General features: G+C 62.1%; 20 protein-coding genes. 15 read left to right on the plus strand and 5 right to left on the minus strand.

The window, feature by feature from the left end; translation table 11 throughout:
- The first annotated feature begins 72 nt into the window (after positions 1–72).
- Together purD and CAY35_RS01960 are read left to right on the plus strand one after the other, a co-directional pair.
- Positions 73–1,401: a phosphoribosylamine--glycine ligase gene (gene purD, locus CAY35_RS01955; protein WP_109303110.1), complete on the plus strand. Its 1,329-nt coding sequence runs from the start codon at positions 73–75 to the stop codon at positions 1,399–1,401.
- On the plus strand, positions 1,398–2,315 hold the full coding sequence (locus CAY35_RS01960) for a phosphoribosylaminoimidazolesuccinocarboxamide synthase (protein ID WP_109303111.1): 918 nt from the start codon (positions 1,398–1,400) through the stop codon (positions 2,313–2,315). The genes purD and CAY35_RS01960 overlap by 4 nt, the downstream gene beginning before the upstream one ends.
- A 6-nt stretch (positions 2,316–2,321) precedes the next feature.
- Here the strand turns inward: CAY35_RS01960 and CAY35_RS01965 are convergent, their stop codons facing one another.
- Positions 2,322–3,299 (minus strand): metallophosphoesterase, encoded by a 978-nt coding sequence (locus CAY35_RS01965; RefSeq protein ID WP_109303112.1) that lies wholly within the window; start codon positions 3,297–3,299, stop codon positions 2,322–2,324.
- A 40-nt stretch (positions 3,300–3,339) separates the two neighbouring features.
- Positions 3,340–5,697: a transglycosylase domain-containing protein gene (locus tag CAY35_RS01970; protein ID WP_109303113.1), complete on the minus strand. Its 2,358-nt coding sequence runs from the start codon at positions 5,695–5,697 to the stop codon at positions 3,340–3,342.
- A gap of 107 nt (positions 5,698–5,804) precedes the next feature.
- Between CAY35_RS01970 and CAY35_RS01975 the strand changes: the two genes are divergently transcribed.
- The 3 genes from CAY35_RS01975 to CAY35_RS01985 all read left to right on the plus strand — a co-directional run bounded on the left by CAY35_RS01975 (position 5,805) and on the right by CAY35_RS01985 (position 7,426).
- Positions 5,805–6,014, plus strand: coding sequence for a DUF4177 domain-containing protein (locus tag CAY35_RS01975; RefSeq protein ID WP_101630337.1), 210 nt, complete (start codon positions 5,805–5,807; stop codon positions 6,012–6,014).
- A 10-nt stretch (positions 6,015–6,024) separates the two neighbouring features.
- Positions 6,025–6,492, plus strand: coding sequence for a RidA family protein (locus CAY35_RS01980; RefSeq protein ID WP_109303114.1), 468 nt, complete (start codon positions 6,025–6,027; stop codon positions 6,490–6,492).
- 130 nt (positions 6,493–6,622) lie between these two features.
- The gene (locus tag CAY35_RS01985) at positions 6,623–7,426 is read left to right on the plus strand and encodes an NUDIX hydrolase (protein ID WP_146191892.1); all 804 of its coding nucleotides are present in this window, start codon (positions 6,623–6,625) and stop codon (positions 7,424–7,426) included.
- Positions 7,427–7,507: 81 nt separating this feature from the next.
- Here CAY35_RS01985 and CAY35_RS01990 read toward each other — a convergent pair whose 3' ends face one another.
- The gene (locus CAY35_RS01990; RefSeq protein WP_101630340.1) at positions 7,508–8,185 is read right to left on the minus strand and encodes a Crp/Fnr family transcriptional regulator; all 678 of its coding nucleotides are present in this window, start codon (positions 8,183–8,185) and stop codon (positions 7,508–7,510) included.
- A 247-nt stretch (positions 8,186–8,432) separates the two neighbouring features.
- Here CAY35_RS01990 and CAY35_RS01995 point away from each other — a divergent pair, with 247 nt between their 5' ends.
- Complete coding sequence (locus CAY35_RS01995) at positions 8,433–9,653, plus strand: MarP family serine protease (protein ID WP_109303116.1); 1,221 nt, start codon at positions 8,433–8,435, stop codon at positions 9,651–9,653.
- Positions 9,654–9,889: 236 nt separating this feature from the next.
- On the opposite strand, the gene acs is transcribed toward CAY35_RS01995, so the two are convergent.
- The gene (gene acs / locus CAY35_RS02000; protein ID WP_109303117.1) at positions 9,890–11,896 is read right to left on the minus strand and encodes an acetate--CoA ligase; all 2,007 of its coding nucleotides are present in this window, start codon (positions 11,894–11,896) and stop codon (positions 9,890–9,892) included.
- A gap of 277 nt (positions 11,897–12,173) precedes the next feature.
- On the opposite strand from acs, the gene nth reads away from it, so the two are divergent.
- From nth to CAY35_RS02045, 9 genes are all read left to right on the plus strand, one after another.
- Positions 12,174–12,998 (plus strand): endonuclease III, encoded by an 825-nt coding sequence (gene nth, locus CAY35_RS02005; RefSeq protein ID WP_375231734.1) that lies wholly within the window; start codon positions 12,174–12,176, stop codon positions 12,996–12,998.
- Positions 12,995–13,762 (plus strand): NUDIX hydrolase, encoded by a 768-nt coding sequence (locus CAY35_RS02010; protein WP_109303118.1) that lies wholly within the window; start codon positions 12,995–12,997, stop codon positions 13,760–13,762. The genes nth and CAY35_RS02010 overlap by 4 nt, the downstream gene beginning before the upstream one ends.
- Positions 13,763–14,088: 326 nt before the next feature.
- Positions 14,089–15,219 (plus strand): hypothetical protein, encoded by a 1,131-nt coding sequence (locus CAY35_RS02015; RefSeq protein ID WP_109303119.1) that lies wholly within the window; start codon positions 14,089–14,091, stop codon positions 15,217–15,219.
- Positions 15,216–16,433, plus strand: a complete 1,218-nt coding sequence (locus tag CAY35_RS02020) for an ATPase, T2SS/T4P/T4SS family (protein ID WP_146191893.1) — start codon at positions 15,216–15,218, stop codon at positions 16,431–16,433. The genes CAY35_RS02015 and CAY35_RS02020 overlap by 4 nt, the downstream gene beginning before the upstream one ends.
- A gap of 77 nt (positions 16,434–16,510) precedes the next feature.
- Positions 16,511–17,209 (plus strand): type II secretion system F family protein, encoded by a 699-nt coding sequence (locus CAY35_RS02025; protein WP_146191894.1) that lies wholly within the window; start codon positions 16,511–16,513, stop codon positions 17,207–17,209.
- A gap of 173 nt (positions 17,210–17,382) precedes the next feature.
- The gene (locus tag CAY35_RS02030; RefSeq protein ID WP_181377448.1) at positions 17,383–17,802 is read left to right on the plus strand and encodes a type II secretion system F family protein; all 420 of its coding nucleotides are present in this window, start codon (positions 17,383–17,385) and stop codon (positions 17,800–17,802) included.
- Positions 17,803–17,960: 158 nt separating this feature from the next.
- Positions 17,961–18,146, plus strand: a complete 186-nt coding sequence (locus tag CAY35_RS02035; protein ID WP_101630348.1) for a DUF4244 domain-containing protein — start codon at positions 17,961–17,963, stop codon at positions 18,144–18,146.
- A 160-nt stretch (positions 18,147–18,306) separates the two neighbouring features.
- A complete protein-coding gene (locus CAY35_RS02040; RefSeq protein WP_180754742.1) occupies positions 18,307–18,645 on the plus strand; it encodes a TadE family type IV pilus minor pilin in 339 nt (112 codons plus the stop codon).
- 10 nt (positions 18,646–18,655) lie between these two features.
- The gene (locus CAY35_RS02045) at positions 18,656–19,084 is read left to right on the plus strand and encodes a hypothetical protein (RefSeq protein ID WP_109303123.1); all 429 of its coding nucleotides are present in this window, start codon (positions 18,656–18,658) and stop codon (positions 19,082–19,084) included.
- A 15-nt stretch (positions 19,085–19,099) separates the two neighbouring features.
- Here the strand turns inward: CAY35_RS02045 and CAY35_RS02050 are convergent, their stop codons facing one another.
- Entirely contained in the window at positions 19,100–21,517 is a 2,418-nt protein-coding gene (locus CAY35_RS02050; protein ID WP_109303124.1) for a DEAD/DEAH box helicase, read from the minus strand.
- Positions 21,518–21,527: the final 10 nt, after the last annotated feature.

The following is a 21,527-nucleotide window of genomic DNA, read 5'->3' on the forward strand; positions in this document are numbered from 1 at the left end:
CACAGCCGGGCCCTCGGTCACGTCCGCAACCGACCGAGAATATGCGGCGCGGAATCTATAGGATGGATAACTGTGAAGGTCTTGGTAATTGGCCCAGGCGGCCGCGAACACGCCCTTGTCCGTGCGCTTTTGCGCGATGACTCCGTTGAGGAGGTGCACGCCGCCCCCGGTAACGCTGGAATCGCGGCGGATGTGCCCGTCCACGAACTCAACACCACAGATCCCGACGCGTGCGTTGCGCTCGCGAAGGAACTCTCTGTTGATCTGGTGGTTGTTGGGCCGGAAGCCCCACTCGCTGCGGGCGCCGCGGACGCGTTTGTAGAAGCCGGTATCCCGGTTTTCGGACCCTCGAAGGCCGCCGCACAGCTCGAGGCGTCGAAGGCGTTCGCTAAAGAGATCATGGCTGAGGCCGAGGTCCCAACCGCGATGGCGCGCGTGGCTACCACGGCTGAAGAAGCCGCCGATGCGCTCGATACGTTCGGTGCCCCGTACGTCGTCAAGGACGATGGCCTCGCGGCAGGCAAGGGCGTCGTCGTGACCTCGGACCGCGCGGAAGCGCTCGCGCACGCTCAGGCGTGCTTCGAGGCCGGCGGAAGCGTCGTCATCGAAGAGTTCCTCGACGGCCCCGAGGTTTCGCTTTTCGTGCTCTCCGACGGAACCAACGCGGTCCCGCTTGAGCCAGCCCAGGACTTCAAGCGCATCTTCGACAACGACGAAGGCCCCAACACCGGCGGAATGGGCGCGTACACGCCGCTTCCGTGGCTCCCTGAAGGCTTCGTATCGCAGGTCATGGAGCGCGTCGCGGAACCGACACTCGCGGCGATGAAGAACCGCGGAAACCCGTTCGTCGGCGTCCTCTACTGCGGTCTCGCTGTGACCAGCCGCGGCCTGCGCGTCATCGAATTCAACGCCCGCTTCGGCGACCCCGAAACCCAGCCGGTTCTGCAGCGTCTGGGCTCGCCGTTGGGGCGCGTCCTGCTCGCTGCGGCGCGCGGCAAGCTCGACACGATCGAGCCTCTCGTGTGGGATGAACGCACCGCGGTGGCCGTGGTGCTGGCTTCCGCCGGTTACCCGGAGTCGTCCTCGAAGGGCGATGTCATCACGGGTGTTGATGCGGCCGAGGCCGATGAGGCTGTGTCCGTCCTCCACGCTGGTACCGACCTCAACGCCGAGGGCGAGCTCGTCACCGCTGGCGGGCGCGTCCTGGCCGTTGTTGGCTTGGGTGAAGACCTCAACGAAGCCCGCGACGTCGCGTACGCCGGGGCCGAGAAGATTAGCTTCGACGGGGCGCAGAAGCGTACCGACATCGCGCTCAAAGCAGCGCGCGGCGAGATCACGATCCCAGGCGTTGGGACATCTGGCGCCGGCAACGGTGCTGGCACGGAAGGGGACGCACAGTGAGCGGCTACACGACCAACCCAATCCAGCTTGAGGGCTGGAAGCACACCTACTCGGGCAAGGTGCGTGACCTCTACGTCCCTGAGAACCCGGAGATAACGGACCGCGTCCTCGTGGTCGCATCCGACCGCATCAGCGCCTACGACCACGTGCTGAGCACCCCCATCACCCACAAGGGCGAGGTACTGACCCAGCTTTCGTTGTGGTGGTTCGAACAGCTCAGCGGCGTCGCCAACCACGTGCTGTCGACCGACGTTCCGGAGCCCGTTGCGCATCGTGCCATGATCTGCCAGCGGCTGGACATGTACCCGATCGAGTGCATCGCGCGCGGCTACCTGACCGGCTCCGGGCTCGCTGAGTACAAGCAGAGCCAGACCGTGACCGGGATCGAACTTCCGGAGGGCCTTGTTGACGGCTCAAAGCTCGAGCCCGCGATCTTCACGCCGTCGGCTAAGGCCGAGGTGGGGGAGCACGACGAGAACATCACGTTCGAGCAGATGGTTGAGCGAGTTGGTCGCGAAGCCGCGGAAGAGCTCGCCGAGCTCACGATGGACGTGTACACGCGTGCCGAGAAGATCGCGCGTGAACGCGGCATTATCCTCGCCGACACCAAGGTTGAGTTCGGTAAGGACCCCGTGACGGGCCGCACGGTCCTGGGCGACGAGGTTCTGACCCCAGACTCGTCCCGCTTCTGGGATGCCGAGGAATACAAGCCGGGCCAGTCCCAGCCGTCCTTCGACAAGCAGTTCGTGCGCGACTGGCTGACTTCTGAAGCCTCCGGTTGGGACAAGGCGAGCGACACCCCTCCGCCGGCCCTCCCGGAGGACATCGTCGCGGCGACCTCGCAGCGCTACATCGAGGCGTTCGAACGCCTCACCGGCCGCGAGTTCACACCGCGCTCACAGCCGTACGCGTAAGCGAGATCAAACCTGGCGCGCAACCAACGTGATGAGCGATGCGCCGGGTTTGAACCCGGTGCGGAACGGAACGAAACGGCTCGCCCCAACGCCCTGAGAAACATTCAGATACGCGCGTCGGCGACCAGCGATCCACGTGCCCAGCCCGGCGGCTCTGCCCGGCGGGATGTCTGCGTTGGAAATCACCGCGCCGTAGCCCGGCAGGGCAATCTGGCCACCGTGCGTGTGGCCTGCCAAGATCAGGTCAGCGCCCATCGTCGTGAGCTGATTCAAAACGCGGCGGTACGGGGCGTGGGTTAGCCCGAGTCGGAACGCAACAGAGCTGTCGCCGACAGTAGCTCCGGCCCGCTGCGTGGCCTCTTCGGGCCAGGACGTGACCCTGTCCAGGCCGATGTGCGGGTCATTCACACCGGTGACCGCGATTCGGCGTGGGCGCGAAGAAGCGTCCCGGGAAGGGATCTCGATCCATCCGTGCGCGTTGGCGGCGTTGAGCCAACCGGCGTCTTCGAAGGCAGCGTGCATCCGGCGCCAGTCGAGCTCGTCGTCTTCGGCGTACCGGATCTTTTCACCCGCCAAGCGCCGCTTGCTCAGGTACGAGAGCGGGTTCTTGAGCCGCGAGGTGTGGTAGCAGTGCGAGCCCGGAACGAACGCGCCGGGGTGCTCAAGTAGCGGCTCGAGCGCGTCGATGAGGGCATCTTCTGCGTTGTGGCTGGCGAGGTTGTCACCAGTGTTGACCACGACGTCCGGTTTCAGCTCAGCCAACGAGCGTAGCCACGCTACTTTCGCACGCTGCCTAGGAGCCATGTGGATATCCGAAATGTGCAGCAAACGGATCGGCTGCGCACCGGGCTCCAACACGGGAGCAGTGTGCTCGGTGATCCGGAAGTCGAGCGCATTCCATGCAGCTCGTGCAGCGAGAACGGAACCACCGGCAACCGCGGCGCCCGCCGCGTAGGCGGCAAGGCGCTTGAATCGATGCGGCACTATCTCACCTTTCACGCAAGCTTATTCATCTTGGGCAAGCTTAGTCGTTGCCGATACGGCCAGAAGTTGGGCCACCCGAGCGGTTCTCCTTAGGCGGATTCTCCTTCTTAGCCGGAGGATTCGGCTTATCCTTCTTCTCCTGCTTCTTTTCCTTCCGTTCTTCCTGGCTCGGCTTAGGAGATGAGGAAGGTTTCGAGGAACGTGACGGCGACGGAGCAGGGGCTGGCGCCTGGCGCGACGAGGAATCAACGGCGCTCGAGGACTGTGAAGAACTCGACTGCTTGACGGCGTTCGGGATCTTCCCGTGGTCGTATTCCTTGTAGACCTCAGCCATGTACTTGGCCCACATTGGGCCGGCATGGGTCATCGAGTCACCGCGACGCACTGGGTTACCGCGCAGCTTGATGCCGTTGTGCAGACCAACCTTGGTGGTGCCGTCCTTGCGGCCAATCCACGCGACCGTGGTCATGCCTTCGGTGTAGCCAGCGAACCAGGTCGAGGTTGCGTAGTCGTTAGTACCCGTCTTACCGCCAGTTGGGGCGTTGAAGCGGCCCTTGACGATGCGTTCGCCAGCGATCTTGGTCAGGATGCTGTTGAGCGTGGAGACATCCTTCTCTTCGAAGATGCGTTTGCACTCAGGTTCAGGAACCTTGTATTCGGTTCCGTCCGCACCCGTGATCTTGGTGAACACACGGTTTTCGCAGATCTTCCCTTCGTTAGCGAAGGCTCCGAATCCGCGTGCCTGCGAGAGCGGGGTCACGGACTGCGAGCCGATCACGAGCGAAGGGCCGGTGGAAGCCAAGGATGCGGCGTCTGCCGGTTCGCCCTTCTGGGTGACCTGGCCGTCGAGCAAGCCCATGCGTTCAGCTACCGACGTGATGTCGCACAAGTCCAGTTGGTATGCCTCGGCGACGGTTGCGGAGTTGATGGACCAGTACAGCCCCTTGTTCATTGGCATGTTCCTGTACTGGTTCGCGATCGCGTTACCGACGTTCCACTCGTCGAAGATCTTGTAGGTCTTGCCTGGCAAGCAGGAAGCCTTCCACGAGCTACCCGTGTAGTTACGGCGGGATGCGTTAACGGTCGAGTTGACGCTCTTGCCAGCTTCGATCCACGCCATCGCGGTCCACACCTTGGCGGTCGAGCCACCCTGGAAGCCACCCGAGCCGCCGTGCGAGCGGTCTGCAGCGAAATTGTATTCGGTGTAGGTGTCAGGCTCTTTCTCGCTCGTCCCGAACTTGGTGTTCTGCGCCATCGCTAGGATGTCGCCGGTCTTGTTGTCGCGCGAGACGATAGCGGAGCCCAGGCCGCCCTTGTCTCCTTCTGGGACGGCCTCACGTACCTGCTTGTTCGCTGCCTTCTGCAGCTTCATGTCCAAGGTTGTGTGAATCTTGAGGCCGCCGTTGAGCAGGAGGTATTCGCGGTCCTGCTGGGTTTTGCCGAACTCTGGGTTGTTGAGGATTTCCCAGTAAACGTAGGTGCAGAAGTAAGGGGCTTCTTTCGCAGCCGTGCAACCGGATTGGCTGTGTGAAGGCTTCAGCTCGAGGTCTTTCTTGACGGCCTCGTCGTGCTCCTTTTGGGTGATCGCACCGGTGTGGAGCATGCGGCCGAGCACTGCGTTACGGCGCTGGATGGTGCCTTCCGGGTTGCTGACCGGGTTGTAGAAGCCTGGACGCTGGACCATGCCCGCGAGCATCGCAGACTGTTCGATGTTGAGGTCCTTGGCAGGGATCGAGAAGAAGCGCTGTGCCGCGGCTTCGACACCGTAGGTGGTTCCGGAGAACAAGACGAGGTTGAGGTAACCCTCGAGGATTTCGTCCTTGCTCATCGTCTGTTCGATCTCATTGGCCCACTTGATTTCGCGGGCCTTGTCGGCCACGGACTTATTGCCGGAAATCGTCAGCTCGGAAGCTGGAACGCCTTCTGAGATCTGGTTGAGAATGTTGCGGTTATTGACGTACTGCTGGGTGATCGTGGATGCACCCTGCTGGCCGCCGAAGCCCGTGAGGTTGGATACGGCTGCACGCAAAATACCGCGTGGGTCTGCACCACCGTGTTCATAGAAGCGCTCGTCTTCAACCGAGATGATTGCTTTCTGCATCCAAGGTGAGATCTCTTTGAGCTTGACCGGTTTGCGGTCTTGCGCGAAGAACTTCGCCACGACCTTGCCCTTGCGGTCATAGATGACGGAAGGTTCCGGCACTGCCGTGTTCTTTGGGAACGACGGGATTGCTGCGTAGGCGTCGGATGCCATGTTGGTGGCGGTGCCGGTGAAGATCACGAGAGGCACGAGGGTGCCTGCCGTGAGGACGCCGGCGAGGACGCTTGCGAGCAGGAATCCGAGCAGTCGGCGCACTGTTGAGGTGGACGTGCTCAAGAGGGACTTACCTTGGGACATAGGCACTAGGGTACCGGAGCTACCTTGGAACGAGTCGAGTATGTGGATGGGCTCACGGTTCGGTGGAGCATCTCACGAGGCGGTGCAGGCGCGCTAGGCTTGTATGCATGACTAAGTGGGAGTACTTCACGGCGCCTTTGATGGTGCATAACACTAAGGCCATTTTGGATAACTTCGGTAAGCAGGGCTGGGAGCTGGTGCAGGTTGTTTCGATGCCTGCAGCTGGCGGCGCTGCTCCGACGACGGGGGCGGAAATTGTTGCTGCTCCTTCGGTGAATTTGGTGGGTTACTTTAAGCGCCCGCTCGAGTCTGAGTAGGGGTTTGACAGTGGCTGAAGTTTCTTTTGAGAAGCGTCTTGTTGAGTTGGGGATTGAGCTTCCGGAGGTTGTGAAGCCTTTGGCGGCGTATGTTCCAGCGGTGACGTTTAACGGCACGGTTCAGACGTCGGGTCAGTTGCCGGTGGTCGCGGGCGAGTTGCCGGCGACCGGCAAGGTTGGCGGTGCCGTGAGCCCGGAGCAGGCGTATGACTTGGCGCGTACGGCGGCGATTAATGCGTTGGCTGCGGTTCGTTCGGAGCTGGGCTCTCTTGATCGGGTGACTCGCGTGGTTAAGGTGACGGGCTTTGTGGCTTCGACTCCTGAGTTCACGGGGCAGCCCGGCGTGGTGAATGGCGCTTCCGAGCTGTTGGGCGAAGTATTCGGTGAGGCGGGTCAGCACGCGCGTTCGGCGGTGGGTGTTCCGGTTTTGCCGTTGGATTCCCCGGTTGAAGTTGAAATCACCGTCGCTTTTGAGTGATCGGCGTTTCAGCCGGCCGTTGCGTCGGGTGTATCCGGTTCCTCGGTGGGAGCGGGCGTCGGCGCGGAACTGGTTTGAGTTGGAACATCCGCATCCTGTGCGGGTGCGTCACGCAAGCCAGGTTTTGGTCATGGCCCAGCAAGCAGATGACCAGCATGCCGATGGTTTGGTGACGTGGATGACGCAACGGCAACCGGAGTCTCCGTTGGGCCCGGTTGCGCCTCCCTCTGCGGTGGTTGAGCCGGTGGATGACGATAACGTCCGTTGGTTTGGTCCGTCTGCGCGTGAGTGGGCCGCCCGGATGGGCACGGATGACGTTGCGGGTGCTCGCCGTGCGGTCATGGCAGCGGTGCGAGGCTTGTTCGTTGAGACGGGGATTCTGCTTGCGGGGTTCTCGGACGTGGACATGGTGGATTCGATCGGTAACGCTGAGTGGACGACCGCTCGTTCTGAGATCGCGGCGGACAGCACTCGTTTTTCTCGGTGGATTGAGCATCGTGGGTGGGGCTTACGTACTGACCTGTTGAGGTTCGTGTGCCGTTGGGTGAGCGCTGACTACGCTTTGCGGCGTGTTGAGAGTTCGGTGTTCGCGATCGCTTTGCCGGTGGGTCAGGACGTTTCTGTGATCCCGGGCGGTGACCATTGGGGTGCGTGGGTTCCGGTTGATCGCGATCAGTCCGCTGAACGGATTTCAGGCCCGGCCGGCCCGGTGGGTGTTGATGGGCGTTGGCCTGAGGTTGTTGCGCCGCCTATTCAGGCTGTCATTGAGGAGGCGAGCGAAGCGCATGGTTTGGTCGCGTTTATGTCGCAGCCTCGGTCATGGACGCATGCGCGGCTCGAGTTGGTTCACCGGGTTGTGGATGGTTTCGAGTGGGGTTTGAACCTTGTGACTGATCATCCGGCGCGGCTCCCTGGAGAGCGCATGCATAGGTAGAAGTCTTTACAGATAACGATGGGCGGACCAGTTGAACTGGTCCGCCCATCGTTATCTAGAGGTAAGTGTGCGCCGGTTGGTTTAGCGTGAACGCTGGCGCAGGCGTGCGGCGTCGAGGATGACGACGGCGCGTGCCTCTAGGCGGAGCCAGCCACGCTGTACGAATTCGGCGAGAGCCTTGTTAACGGTTTCGCGGGAGGCACCAACCAGCTGCGCGAGTTCTTCCTGGGTGAGTTCGTGTGGAACCAGGATGCCGTCTGCGGTTGGGCGGCCGAAGCGGTCCGCGAGGTCCAGGAGGGCCTTCGCAACGCGGCCAGGGACGTCGGAGAATACGAGGTCCGCGAGGGATTCGTTGGTGCGGCGCAGGCGGCGTGCCAGAGCCTGCAGGAGCTGCGCGGAAACCTCAGGGTTGGTCGCGAGTGCGCGGCGCAGGTTTTCGTGGCGCAGGCCTGCGAGGTGGGTTTCGGTTACAGCGGTTGCGGTTGCGTTGCGTGGGTGTGGATCGAAGAGAGCCATTTCGCCGAACAGTTCGCCAGGGCCGAGGACCGCGACGAGGTTTTCGCGGCCGTCTGCTGCGGTGCGGCCGAGTTTGATTTTGCCGGAGATGATCACGTACAGCTGATCGCCCTGATCGCCTTCGTGGAAGACGGACATGCCACGGGTCAGGTCAACCTGGGTAAGTTCTTCGGTCAGAACGTTGAAAGCTTCGTCGCTCAAGTGCGCGAACAGCGGCGCCCGGCGAAGGACCTCGATGTCCATGGGTCTCCTTTTGTGTATGCGATTTATGGCTCTTCTTCAATACTATTGTGCCGCATGCCACTTGGCGCAACCCGATTTCGTTCGTAGTGAATCATTTTCAAAACAATTGCATAACGTTCTGCACTGTTGTGGGCGCAGTGTGGGGTGGGCCTGGTTAGGATGTTCAGCACGGCTAGTGCTGGTGAACGCGCGAGTTGTGTGGTGTGAATGAGCTCGCGGGAACGTTACGTCAGATGGAGGAGGTGCGGTGTTTCTAGGTCTGCACCTTATTGACTGGATCCTGATTCTTGTGATCATCGCGCAACTGTGGACTGGCTGGCGCAAGGCTTTCATGGTTTCTTTGGGCGCTACGGCGGGTTTCCTCGCGGGTGCTACTGCGGCGTTCTTCTGTATCCCGTTGATGGCGCGCACTATTCAGGATCCTGCGTGGCGTGCTGCGGGTTTGTTTATAACGTTCGCTGTTTTGCTTGCGCTTGGTCAGGGGCTTGGTGAGGCCGCGGCCGCGCAGATTCGCAGGTGGATGGATCGGCCTCGCCCACGATGGTGGGATCGCCTTGGCGGGTCGGTCGTGTATTTCGCGGCTACGTGGGTGACTATTTCTGCTCTTGCGTTTACGTGGTCGGCGTTGGGTATGCCGTGGTTGTCTCCCCAGTTGGCTAATTCTCGTGTGGTTCAGGCGGTCCGGGATACGACTCCGGAGGTCATGGAGCGTTCGCTTGGTGAGGCTCGTCAGGCTGTTGCGGCGCTTGAGCTTCCGGAGATTTCTCTTCCTCGGTTGCCTTCTCCGCGGCCTGTTCCGGGTGATCCGTCGCCGTCTGTTTCTCCGGATGCGGGGATCCCAGCTGATGCGGATCTGACCGATGCGCAGCAGGCTGTTAAGGGATCTGTTGCGCGGGTTACTGGTATCGCTACCGAGTGTGGTGTGAACCAGACGGGTACGTCGTTCGCGATCGCTCCGGACCGCTTGTTGACGAATGCTCACGTGGTGCGTGGCATTGAGCAGCCTGTTGTTGAGACTCCGGATGGCAGGGCTCTGACGGGCCGGACTGTCACGTTTGATTCGCGCCGCGATATCGCTGTGATTGCAGTGGATGGGCTCGATATGCGTCCGTTGGAGATGGGCCGTACGTTGCGTGCCGGTGATGAGGCGGCATTCATGGGCTTCCCGGCGGGTGGTCCTTACACGGTTTCGCATGCCGCTGTGAAGCAGCGGGCTATGGCGCAGTTGCCGAACATTTATGGCAGCGGTTCGTCTCAGGTTGATGTGTATCAGCTTGCGGCGGATGTGAAGCGCGGTAACTCGGGTGGGCCGCTCGTGGCTAGCGATGGCACGTTCCGCGGAATGATTTTCGCGAAGTCTAAGGACGAGGACAACGTCGGCTACGCGATCACGAATGATGAGTTGAAAGCCATCGTCGATGAGGCTCCGAGCCGGTCGACTGCGGTGTCAACTGGATCGTGCAAGTAACTGCGTGCACTGAAGTAGTTGAAGTAGTTGCTGGCGCTTAGTATTTGCTGGCGCTGACAGGGAAGATCAGCCCGCCGCACATGTAATAAGCCGCGGCAAGTGTCACAAGTCCTTACAAGTGTCATAAAAAGCCGATGCGGTGGACAGTGCATCTGTCCACCGCATCGTTTTCTGTGGCGTGGCGGCTTCGTTCCAGCCACGCCGTTTTACGCGTCGGGGGCAACCCCGGTGAAGAATTAGCCCTTATTCCGCATCGATTCGGAAATCTGGTTCATCACCGTGGTGTCCGCCAACGTCGAGGAGTCGCCGGCTGGGCGGCCTTCCGCGACGTCCTTGAGTAGGCGACGCATGATCTTGCCGGAGCGGGTCTTTGGTAGTTCAGGAACAGCGAAGACAGCCTTCGGGCGCGCGATCGCACCGATGTCTGCGGCGACGTGCTGGCGCAGCTGCTCCGTGATGTCGTCTGGCCACGAGTCGGTCTCGCCGCTGAGGATCACGAACGCGACGACCGCCTCGCCCTTGGTCTCGTCTGCCGCACCGACGACAGCGGCCTCGGCGACCGCCTCGTGGGCGACCAGCGAAGACTCGATTTCGGTCGTGGACAAACGGTGGCCTGAAACGTTCATGACGTCGTCGACGCGGCCCATGAGCCACAGGTCGCCGTCGTCGTCCTTCTTGGCGCCGTCGCCCGCGAAGTACATGTCGCCGAAGCGCTCCCAGTAGGTGTCCTTGTAGCGTTCTGGGTCATTCCAGATGCCGCGGAGCATCGCAGGCCATGGTTCCTTGATGACGAGCAGGCCGGCCTCGCCGTTGCCGAGAGGCTCGCCCAGGTCGTCGACGACGTCGGCGCTGATGCCTGGCACGGCGACCTGCGCGGAGCCCGGTTTGGTTGCCGTAACACCCGGGAGCGGGGCGATCATGTGCGCACCGGTTTCGGTCTGCCACCAGGTATCCACGATCGGGGCAGGGTATTCCTTGCGCGGTCCGGGCTGTCCGTCTTTGCCGGCGCCGTTGTTCGCGCCGATGACTTCGCGGTACCACATCCACGCTTCAGGGTTGATCGGCTCACCCACGGAACCGAGCACGCGCAACGAAGACAAGTCTCGGGCGTCAGGGATGTCGCGGCCCCACTTCATCGCGGTGCGGATAGCGGTTGGGGCGGTGTACATGATGGTGACCTTGTACTTCTCCACAAGGTCCCACCAACGGCCCTTGTCAGGGGTGTCCATCGTCCCGTCGTACATGAGGATCGTGGCGCCGTTGATGAGCGGCCCGTATGTGACGTAGGAGTGGCCGGTGATCCAGCCGATGTCCGCCGTGCACCAGTAGACGTCGGTCTCTGGGTGCAGGTCGAACGTGTCCTTTGCGGTCACGGCGGCCTGAGTCAGGTAGCCGCCGGTCGTATGCAGGATGCCTTTCGGCTTACCCGTGGTGCCGGACGTGTAGAGGATGAAGAGCGGATGCTCGGCCTCGAAAGCCTCGGCGGTGTGCTCATCCGAGGCGTTCTCCATGATGTCGTGCCACCACAGGTCGCGGCCATCAACCCACGCCTCAGGTTCTTCCTTGTTGTTGCGCACCACAACAACGTTGGACACCGTGTGACCGTCGGCTTCAAGCGCTGCGTCCACGACCTTCTTGACCGGGTTCGCCTTGCCGCGGCGCCAGTTGCCGTCCGCGGTGACCACCAGCTTCGCCTCCGCATCGTCAACGCGCGAGCGCAACGCATCCGCGGAGAAGCCAGCGAACACGACCGAGTGGATCGCACCGAGGCGGGCGGAAGCCAGCATCGTAATGACGGCCTCCGGGATCATCGGCATGTACATTGCGATGCGGTCGCCAGACCCCACGCCCAGCTCGCTGAACGCGTTGGCGGCCTTCTGCACGGCGGTGGTGAGTTCGGCATATGTGTAGGTTGCGGTGGCGCCGGTTTCATCTTCGAAGTAGATCGCGACGCGGTCGCCGTTGCCAGCCTCGACGTGGCGGTCGAGTGCGTTGTAAGCGGCGTTGAGTTTGCCGTCTTCAAACCACTTATAGAACGGCGCTTCGGAGTCGTTGAGGACCGTGGTGAAGTCTTCGGCCCACGTGAGAGCCTCGCGGGAACGCTCCGCCCAGTAGCCGAGGCGGTCCTGTCGCGCGCGTTCGTAGAGGTCCTCGTGGGCGACGGCGTTCTTGACGAACTCGGGGCCCGGCGGGAATGAGCGGTCCTCGTGGCTCAGGTTGTCCATTGCCGGGGTTTCAGGCATAACGACTCCTCACAGACTCATATCGCAAAACATCTAAGAGGTGATCTGAATCACTTAGTTCTTAGCTTATGTGAGGCAGGTCACGTTACGCATACTGTTTCATCTGGTGGTGATCGTGGGCAAATCGGCTCGTCACATGACGATGCGAGGCTGGGCTGGCCCACGCAGGGCCGGTATATGACGATGGGGCTGCCGGGCTGGCCGGTGCCGGCGGCGGGTAGGGTGAAGGGCAGAGATCGACCGCGCAGGATGCGCGAAGGAAAGGAACGCGAGGGCTATGGCACGCAGACTCACCCCTGCTGAGAAGCGCGAGCGGATGTGGGAACGCGAAACACCTCTGGGGCGTAAGCGGCGTGCCCGCAAAATCAACCGCGAACTCGCGGAGAAATACCCTTACGTGGTCCCTGAATTGGATTTCGAGAATCCATTTGAGCTGTTGGTTGCGACCGTCTTATCGGCGCAGACGACCGACGTCAAAGTCAACCAAGTGACTATGGAACTGTTCCAGCGGTGGCCGGACGCCGCATCGTTGGCTGGGGCGAGCCTCAGCGAGGTCGAGGACGTGGTTCGGCCAACTGGCTTTTATAAGACCAAGGCTGCGAACATTCAGAACCTTGCCCGCACGCTCCTGGAAGACACCGGCGGCGAGGTGCCTGACGACCTCGACTACCTCGTGACCTTGCCGGGCGTGGGGCGCAAAACCGCTTTCGTGGTGTTGGGCAACGCGTTCGGCCACCCAGGAATCACGGTGGACACGCATTTCGGGCGGCTGGCCCGCCGCTTCGCATGGACCAAAGAAGTTGACCCGGTCAAAGTTGAGCACCAGGTGGGGGAGCTTTTCGAAAAGAAAGACTGGACGAACCTTTCGCATCACCTGATTTTCCACGGCCGCCGCATCTGCCATGCCCAGCGGCCAGCGTGCGGTGCGTGCCCTATTGCGCAGTGGTGCCCATCGTACGGGGAGGGCGAGACCGACCCTGAGGAGGCAAAGAAGCTTTTGAAATACGAGCTCGCGCCGGGGCGAGAAGAGCTGCACAGGCTCATGGTTGACGGGTATTCGCGCCGCGAACTGCGTGCGATGGGGTACGGGCTGAACGCATGAGCACAGTACGTGAGCAGTTGCAGGCGGTTGTTGATAAGTACGCGGGTGTCCGCGGCGGTGAATCTGAGGTCGATGGCGGGCCTGGCGCTGAGCTCGGTGGTGAGGGCACGGGTGTCGAGGTGGTGAATGACGAGCGGCTGCCGATGTATGCGCGGCTTCGCGGTAAGTTCCCGGTGCGTAAGCGTGCCGCTGTGCTTGTTTTGTTTGGTGCGCTTGACTCTATTCCGGCGGTGCATTCGTCTGAGGTCGTGCCGTCTGACCTCGATGTTTTGTTGTTGCGGCGCAGTGACGGGTTGCGTTCGCATGCGGGGCAGATCGCGTTTCCCGGTGGCGGCTGGGAAGAAGGCGACGAGACACTCGTGGACACCGCGCTGCGTGAGGCGGTTGAGGAGACTGGGCTGGACCCCGATGGTGTCAAGGTTCTAGGGACGCTTCCGGTCACGCCGACCGTGTCCGGCTATGAGGTCACTCCGGTGCTTGCTGTGTGGGAGAAGCCGAGCAAGGTCGCGCCGGTGGACGTCAACGAGTCTGTTGATGTTTTTCGCACGCCGGTTGCGGACCTTTTGAGCGATGACGTGCGTTGCATTACCGAATTCGAACGCGACGGAAAACCTTTCCGGATGCCCGCCTATCGCTTGCAGCAAGGCTTGTTGTGGGGCTTCACCGCGACAGTCTTGACATCGATTTTGACTGATGCCGGCTGGCTCGAGACCGGATGGATGAGGCCGTCTGCGAACCCGGCCAAGGTCGAACCGAAAGTGTGAGAGCCGCTGGCGGCTTGAGGCTGGGAGCCGTGCGCTGAAGGCGGGTTCCGGAATCCACAGTGATGGGATGTGGGGGTTTTCTCCACATTTTCTAATGGTGGCGGCCGTTTAGGCGCGGCTTCCAGTGTGCTGGGTGCATGTGGACCCTGACCAACGATCCAGCTCAATCTAACTTCAGCGCTCAATCTAAGTTCAAGGCGCAAACGAGCACCAGATCTGCCCGCTCTAGCGGGCGGCGCAAGCGCACCGCGGACGACCCCGCGGACTCCGCACCCGTACGCCTACTAGACACTCACCGGAGCCGGCGAGGCCAAGCCGGCAAGTCCATGAGCGGCAAGCGCATCGGCGGCAGGTCCATCAGTGGCAAGCCCATCGTGCTGTGGCATCCCGCGTCTGACGGCCCCGCAATGGGGAGCGCTGTACGCGGTTTCGATGTCCGAGGGTTCGAAGCGCGCGGTTTCGATGTCCGCGGCGAGGCCGCTGCCGTGGTGCATGGATTGGGGCTCGAGTTGGTCGATGCTCCGGCGGTCGGAGCGAATGCGCTGACTGGCAATCAGGAGGTTGTGGCGCACCTGGTTGAGGCTAACGGTGTTGAGGCTGGAGGGTCATGCGCCGTACCTGCGGCGGTTGACGGGGCTGAACTGTGTTACGTAGGGCTCGACCCTGGCGCGGTATACGCGGCGGCGGCTCGGAATCCGGGTGCGCATCCGATTGTTCTGCCTTCGGGGGCGCCGTTGCTGAGCAAGATCGTGTGGGGGAGCAGGCACGGTTCTGTTTTGGGGCATGTCATCGAGATCGCAGACGGCCCGGGCTCCCGCAATAGCGCGGCGGTTGCTGCCGGGGTGGCGCAAGCTGTGCGGGCGCACGGCTGGTCGGTGGTCGTATTGGATGCGGACGCGTGCTCGGATACGCGTTGGGGCATTGATGGCGGGATGCGGTGGCCTGAGGTTCTGGCGGCGATCGAGGACGGTCCCGCGGCGAGCACTCTCGAGCTGTTGCCGCGGCTGGCAGGCGTTCACCTTGTGACTTTCGCGCCGGGGCAGGGTCAGGGCTTAGACGAAGCAGGTCTTACCCGTGCAATCGATGCGTTTTCGCGGGCGGTCGATGTGGTCATTGTTGATCGCGGGCCGGTTGCAGTCGATGGGTGGTTGCGTTCCGAGTCTGGGCGGGTGCGGCGTGACCGGATCGTGTGCCTGCAACGGCCGTGGGCGCTAGGTGAGGGAGCGGCGGGAGAATCAGCGCTCGGCGCCGACTGGAGTGTTCTGGGTGTTCGACCCCGTAGGTGCGATTCCCGCGCGGAAGCGGCGAAGATCGGCGCCGCGTGGGCTGGGAGTATTCAGGGGCGCAGCGTGATCTCAGCGGCGCGCGGGTTGGCTCGGAAAGTCTGGATTCCGCAGATGGAAGCCGGGAGAGGAATCGGGGAAAAGTCCCCGGCTAGGTCGAGGTGGGTCGCATGAAAAGGGATGCCGCGCATTCACGCGACTTGATTCAACGGGTCCGGGAACAACTACTTGAGACGGGTCTGTCGGCCGACCCATCCACCATTGCCAGCCTGCTGTCATCTGGGCTGATTTCGGCGGGCTCCTCGTCACCTGGCGGGCTGTTTCGTGGTCCGGGAGCCGTGCGCCAAGCAGCTCAAGCGATTCAGCGGGAGCTGACCGGCGTGGGGCCGCTGGCTCAGTTCGTCGAGACGCCCGGGGTGACCGACGTGTTGGTAACGTCCGACGGTTCCGTATGGGTAGATCAAGCTAGCGGTTTATCGCGCACCGAGATGCGGTTGGAAGCATCCGAGGTTGAGCGCATCGCGGTTCGAGTCCTTGGTCGTGCGGGCCGCGCTTTGGATACAGCGCACCCGTATGGGGATGCGGTCGTGGACGGTTATCGAGTTCACGCGGTACTGCCGCCCATCGTGGACGCGCCTGTTCTATCGATCCGAGTTCCGAATCCAGCACAAGCCCGGCTGGACGACATATTGACCGGCCCGCAGGCCGCGTGGATTCCGATACTCAAACATGTGATGGATCGCCGGGAAACGTTCATGATCAGCGGCGGAACCGGTGCCGGCAAGACCACTCTGCTGGCAGGGATGCTCGCGGCGTGCCGGGGCGACGACCGGCTCATCATGATCGAAGATTCTCGTGAACTGCGTCCGGCGCACCCTCACACGGTGTCGATGCAAGCGCGGCAACCCAATGCGGAAGGCGCTGGCGAAGTCTCGCTGCAGGAACTCGTGCGGCAGGCTTTGCGGATGCGCCCTGACCGGCTCATCGTGGGTGAATGTCGTGGTGCGGAAATCCAAGACCTTCTGATGGCTCTGAACACGGGGCACACCGGGGCCGGCGCCACGGTGCATGCGAATTCGATCAGCGATGTTCCCGCTCGCTTGATGGCGCTTGGATCCCTCGCCGGATGGCAACCTCACACAACGGCGATGCAAGCCGCTAGTGCGATTGGCATCGTGATTCATGTTGAACGCACCGAGCGGGGTCGAGGGCCAGTCGCACTGGGATCCTTGCGGTTGACGGATATCGGTTCGCTCGATGTTGACCTCCGCTACGTTGCGGATGCTTCTGGTGCGCCGCAACGAGTGGAACCTTCCGGCGAGCGGCAGAGCGTGGAACCCTGCGAGCGGCAGAGTGTGCAGCCCTCCGGAAGGAGGGAGACGTCGTGATAACCGCGTGGGTTTGCGCCGCCCTGCTGCTTGTCAGTGTGCTGTCATGGAAGCGTGAGGGCGCGTTTGGCAGGCCAGTGCGTGTTGGTTCTCAACGGACCGAACCGAAGCAGGCAAGTGAGCAACCGAGCGAAGAGCTGGCGGTGATCTACGACGTCGCCCAACAGGTCATCTCTACTCTTGCTTCACTCATGCGATCAGGCGCGCACCATCGCTACGCCTGGGAAGCTCTCACTTCGGCGCTCGCCGTAGAAAACCAAGCTGTTCAGAAGCCCGCTCGCAACGCATCTTCGCGGGTGCGCGCACACGAGCTCGAATCATGGCGAAACGCGGCATCGCTCACCACATCGAGGATCGCTTTGGGCGCGCCTGTCACGATGGCGGCTGCGCCGGATGCCGGCTGCGAGCCCGACAGATTTCCGCGAATGCTACGAGACGTGTACTGGGCTCAGGGCCTCGCCGAGAAAACAGGGATCGCCTACGCTGACTTGCTTGATGCCGTCGCTGCCCACGCGAAAGCTCGAGCCGCTGCCATTAGAGGCCAGGTCACGGGTATCGCGGCGGCACAGACCACTCGCCGCATCCTTGCGCTCTTGCCGTTGGGCGGGATCGTGATGGCGCAACTGTTGGGTGCCGATCCGCTGGGAATCTTGTTCACAACTACCGCCGGGCGTGTGTGCCTGTTCGCTGGTTGCCTTCTGTGGTGTGCATCGTTGGTCTGGTCTCGGAGGCTCATCAGCAAGATGTCACATGGCGATAGCGAGGCCGCGGTATGACACTGGCCTTCACAGTGCTGGCAGGTTGGATCTTCGCAGGAATGCTGGCTATCGCGGTCATGTCATGGCAACCGCGTTCCACTCAACCACGCTCCGCTCAACCGCGTTCCACGCAAACGCGAACTCAGCAACCGCCGCAGCCGCGGGAAGATAGCGCCTCGGGTGAGAGCTATATGGGCGCCGAATATGAGCCGCTCATCGCAGATGCTCTCGCGTTGTGCATCGAAGCGGGCATGTCGATTGAGCATGCACTCACCGAGATCGACGAATCCACCGGGAACGCTCTCGGGTTCAGCCGGGTCGCTACCGCCCTGAGCTGGGGCGTCGAAACACAAAAAGCGTTCAGTTACGCTCCGAATACGGATCGCATGAGCTCTTTCATCCAGGTCTCTAAAGCTACGGGGGCACCAGTGGCGGAGCTACTCAGGCAATCCGGTAAACACCAGCGCGCGGCGAACGAGGACCGTGCCAAGGCGCAAACCGAGCGCCTCGGCGTGCGCGTCGTCATCCCACTCGGGTTATGCGCGCTTCCTGCGTTTATATGTCTCGGCGTCGTTCCGGTCGCACTGGCGCTCCAACCGTGGAACCAGTAATTCCTTCCACGGTTTCGTTATCCACCAGCACGAATCCGACACTCAGCTATCCACAGATTCTTCTCCGAGGCACACCGGCAATCCCTCAGCCGGAAGACTCAAATCATCGGGAACAACCCGGTACCTAAACACAGCAATAGAAAGGTCAGGAGAACCACATGGAAACCACTACTTCACGCCCAACCTCTACGATCGACGACCCGGAAGCCGGCATCGCAACCGCAGAGTTCTCGATCGTCACACTCGCCGCAGTCGGCTTCGCTGGGCTCTTGGTCACCATCTTGAGCGGAGGCCAGGTCAAAGGCATGCTGATGGGCCTCATCTCCAAAGCGCTGGGCCTCTAGCGATACGAAAACCAGCAGGCAGGAGGACACGATGAACACAGCGACACAACACACCGCCGCTCACGCTTCAACGGAACACTCGCAACGAGACATGGAACCTTCGGCACGACGTGTGGAACCGCCCCATCCGCACACAGGGGTTCCTCGTTCCAAAGAGAGTGTGACGCGTGGGTCAGTCACGGCTGAGTTCGCGGTCCTCCTGCCTGCTCTCGTATTGTTGCTGGCCTTCATAGGCGCCATCGCAACAGTAGGGGCAGCGCAAGTTCGTTCCCAACACGCGGCAGGAATGTCAGCACGCGAAGAAGCACGAGGATCTCACATCGAGGTAGCGAAGGTTGCGGGCGACGGCGCAACTCAACGCGTGGATCGCAGCGGCGAATGGGTCACTGTTGAGGTGCGCAACAACGTCAAACTCTGGACCTTCCTCGGTCCCGGCATCACAGTGCACGCAACTGCCACAGCACGCGTTGAAGAGTCCGCGGCTTCAGGCCAGCAATAAGGATGGCGTCATGAAAACCACGAACTGGTCGGAGGACCGCGGCGGCGCAACCGGGCTGGTCATAGGGCTCCTGTGCCTCGGCCTCATCGCGGCACTCGGAGTTGCAATGTGGGCCGTATCCACGGCCGACCAAGCACGAGCAAAAACCGCGGCAGACCTCGCAGCCCTCGCCGCAGCTGACGCACACCGCGGAGTCATCTCCGCTGGAAACCCGTGTGCGCTCGCCGCGGAAATCGCGGCCAAACACGACGCCGGAATCACCCGATGCACGCTCCTGACTGGTGGCGGGGCTGCTGGTGGTGGCGGGGATACAGCTCAGCGAGCAACGGTGCACATCACCACGAAAGCCAACAGAACCGGATGGCTCAAAGGCTGGCCACTGCCCGCTGTGAAAGCCGAGTCCTACGCCGGGCCGCCAACCATCACGGCAGAAGAGTGACGGAGACAGCTACTTTTAGCGGCGCTTGCGTTGTGCGGGAACGAGCCGCAGGATCTCGCTCAGTAGGGCGACAGCCCCGGCCTTATCGAGTGGGTTGTTCTTATTGCCGCACTTCGGCGACTGAACACACGACGGGCACCCCGAGGAACACTCGCACGTGCGGATCGCTTCACGCGTCGCCTCCAACCAAAACGGAGCCATCGCATGAGCACGCTCAGTAAAACCAGCCCCACCGGCGTGACCGTCATAAACAAAAATCGTGGGCGACTCAGTGTCAACATGCATCGCAGTCGAAACACCGCCGATATCCCAGCGGTCACTCGTTACCAGCAACGGCAACAAGCCAATCGCGGCATGCTCCGCGGCATGCAGAGAACCAGGGATGGCACCAGCCTCCACGCCAGCAGAATGCAGGCGCGTCTCAGGAATCGTGAACCACACACCCTTCGTGAACAGTTCACGAGGCTCAAGCTCAAGCGGTTCTTCGCTCAGAATCTCGTTAGAAACCAGCGCCTTCCGCTGGAAAGAAACCACCCGCGTCGTCACCAACAGATCCCCGTAATGAACGCCGATCTCGCCCCACTTCTCCTGATGCGTGACGTCCAAAACCTTGACACTCGTGACATCCCGAGCCTGCGTATAGAAGTCAGGTTCAGCCGCGGTAGCGACCACAACATGGTTCTCTTCATCCAAAACATCAACCACATAGCGGCGACCCTGATGCAGATAAACGGCACCCTCGTGAGCCTGATAATGCGCCTGCGAAGAATCCATCGTCGCAATCACAGCGCCCGTCTCAGAGTCGATGACCTGCATCGGGCCGCCACCCACCGAACGCAAATCCACGAACTCGTGAGCCGACTCCGCATGAACCCAAAACCATCCCGAAGGGCGGCGACGCAAAATACCGCGCTCCTCCAAGTCCTCGACGAGCCCTAGAGCGGTATCTCCAAACAGCCCAACATCGGCCACGGTCAAGGGAAGCTCGGCCGCAGCCGCCGCCAAATGCGGCTGTAAAACGTACGGATTCGCCGGGTCAAAAACACTCGCCTCAACACCCGAATCCAGCATCGTTTCCGGGTTATGCACCAAGAACGCATCCAGCGGATCATCCCCGGCAATGAACGTCGCCAAAGAATCCTGCCCACCACGACCAGCGCGCCCAATCTGCTGGAAAAACGAGGCACGCGTACCCGGCCACCCCGCAACAAGCACGGCATCCAAACCGGAGATATCAATACCCAACTCAAGCGCGGAGGTCGATGCCACACCCAGCAGCTCACCCGCTCGCAGAGCATCCTCCAAAGCCCGGCGCTCCTGCGGCAAATAGCCCGACCTATATGCCGCGATCCGCCGTGGCAAAGACTCGTCGACCTCTTCCAGCAGCCGCCGGGCGGAATCCGAAATCGCTTCAGCGCCCCGCCGCGAACGGATGAACGCCAACGTCCGAACATGCCCCGAAACCAGGTTTGCCATCAAATCGGCGGTCTCGGCGACCAAGGATCGGCGCAAAAACACGCCGTTCTCACCACGCCTGTCCGTGAGCGGTGGCTCCCACAACACCACGGTGGTCTCACCAGTTGCAGAGGTGTCGTGCGTGACCGCCTGCGTGTCCCGACCCGTCAAACGGCTGAACGTTTCGGCAGGTTCAGCGCTTGTCGCGCTCGCGCCCACAACCCGCACGCGAGCACCGTAATGCTCGGCGATCCGCAGCAGGCGCCGCAGCAGTACCGCGACGTGGGAACCGAAAACCCCTCGGTAAAAGTGCGCCTCATCCACGACGATGTGGGTCAGCTTCCGCATGAACGGCGCCCACCGTGTGTGGTTCGGCAGGATCCCGTAGTGCAACATGTCCGGGTTGGTGAGTACGAGGTTGGCGTGGTCCCGTACCCAGCGTCGCTCCTCGGGTGGGGTGTCGCCGTCGTAGGTTGTGGCTCTAACTCCGGGTACGTCGAGTTCCAGGATGCCGGTGAGCTGGTCCCCGGCTAGCGCTTTGGTTGGTGCGATGTAGAGGGCGGTTGCTTCGCCGCGCCCGCCCGACAGCACGGTGGCTTCAGCATCAACATCCGCGTCAGCTTCAGCGCCAGCGGCCCGGTCGGCCGGGTCGGTCGCGTCGTGTGGCGTGCTGGCTACGCGTGCCCCGCGGGTCAGCGCGTCGAGTACCGGCATGAGGTAGGCGAGTGATTTACCGGAGGCGGTTCCGGTCGCGATGATCGTGTCGTTTCCGGCGTGGATGAGGTTGGCGGCGTCGACTTGGTGCCGGTAGGGCTGGGGGATGCCGGCGTTCCCCCATGCAACGCGGGCGTCGGAGTGGAGCCATTCAGGCCAGGCCGCGTACTCGGCTTCGCGGGAGGGGAACACGCGGACGTGCCGCAGTGTCTCGGGTTCATCGCCGCGGCCCAGCAGGGGGACCAGTGTCCGGAAATCTTTCATGACTCCTACA

The sequence above is a fragment of the Pseudoglutamicibacter cumminsii genome, from assembly GCF_003143995.1.
Lineage (GTDB): Bacteria > Actinomycetota > Actinomycetes > Actinomycetales > Micrococcaceae > Pseudoglutamicibacter > Pseudoglutamicibacter cumminsii_B.

Excerpts from the sequence above, each read along its gene's own strand:
- CAY35_RS01970 (WP_109303113.1), bottom strand. The coding sequence starts at position 5,697 with ATGTCCCAAGGTAAGTCCCTCTTGAGCACGTCCACCTCAACAGTGCGC.
- CAY35_RS01975 (WP_101630337.1), top strand. The coding sequence starts at position 5,805 with ATGACTAAGTGGGAGTACTTCACGGCGCCTTTGATGGTGCATAACACT.
- CAY35_RS01985 (WP_146191892.1), top strand. The coding sequence starts at position 6,623 with ATGGCCCAGCAAGCAGATGACCAGCATGCCGATGGTTTGGTGACGTGG.
- CAY35_RS01990 (WP_101630340.1), bottom strand. The coding sequence starts at position 8,185 with ATGGACATCGAGGTCCTTCGCCGGGCGCCGCTGTTCGCGCACTTGAGC.
- acs (WP_109303117.1), bottom strand. The coding sequence starts at position 11,896 with ATGCCTGAAACCCCGGCAATGGACAACCTGAGCCACGAGGACCGCTCA.
- nth (WP_375231734.1), top strand. The coding sequence starts at position 12,174 with ATGGCACGCAGACTCACCCCTGCTGAGAAGCGCGAGCGGATGTGGGAA.
- CAY35_RS02010 (WP_109303118.1), top strand. The coding sequence starts at position 12,995 with ATGAGCACAGTACGTGAGCAGTTGCAGGCGGTTGTTGATAAGTACGCG.
- CAY35_RS02015 (WP_109303119.1), top strand. The coding sequence starts at position 14,089 with ATGAGCGGCAAGCGCATCGGCGGCAGGTCCATCAGTGGCAAGCCCATC.
- CAY35_RS02020 (WP_146191893.1), top strand. The coding sequence starts at position 15,216 with ATGAAAAGGGATGCCGCGCATTCACGCGACTTGATTCAACGGGTCCGG.
- CAY35_RS02030 (WP_181377448.1), top strand. The coding sequence starts at position 17,383 with ATGGGCGCCGAATATGAGCCGCTCATCGCAGATGCTCTCGCGTTGTGC.
- CAY35_RS02035 (WP_101630348.1), top strand. The coding sequence starts at position 17,961 with ATGGAAACCACTACTTCACGCCCAACCTCTACGATCGACGACCCGGAA.
- CAY35_RS02045 (WP_109303123.1), top strand. The coding sequence starts at position 18,656 with ATGAAAACCACGAACTGGTCGGAGGACCGCGGCGGCGCAACCGGGCTG.
- CAY35_RS02050 (WP_109303124.1), bottom strand. The coding sequence starts at position 21,517 with ATGAAAGATTTCCGGACACTGGTCCCCCTGCTGGGCCGCGGCGATGAA.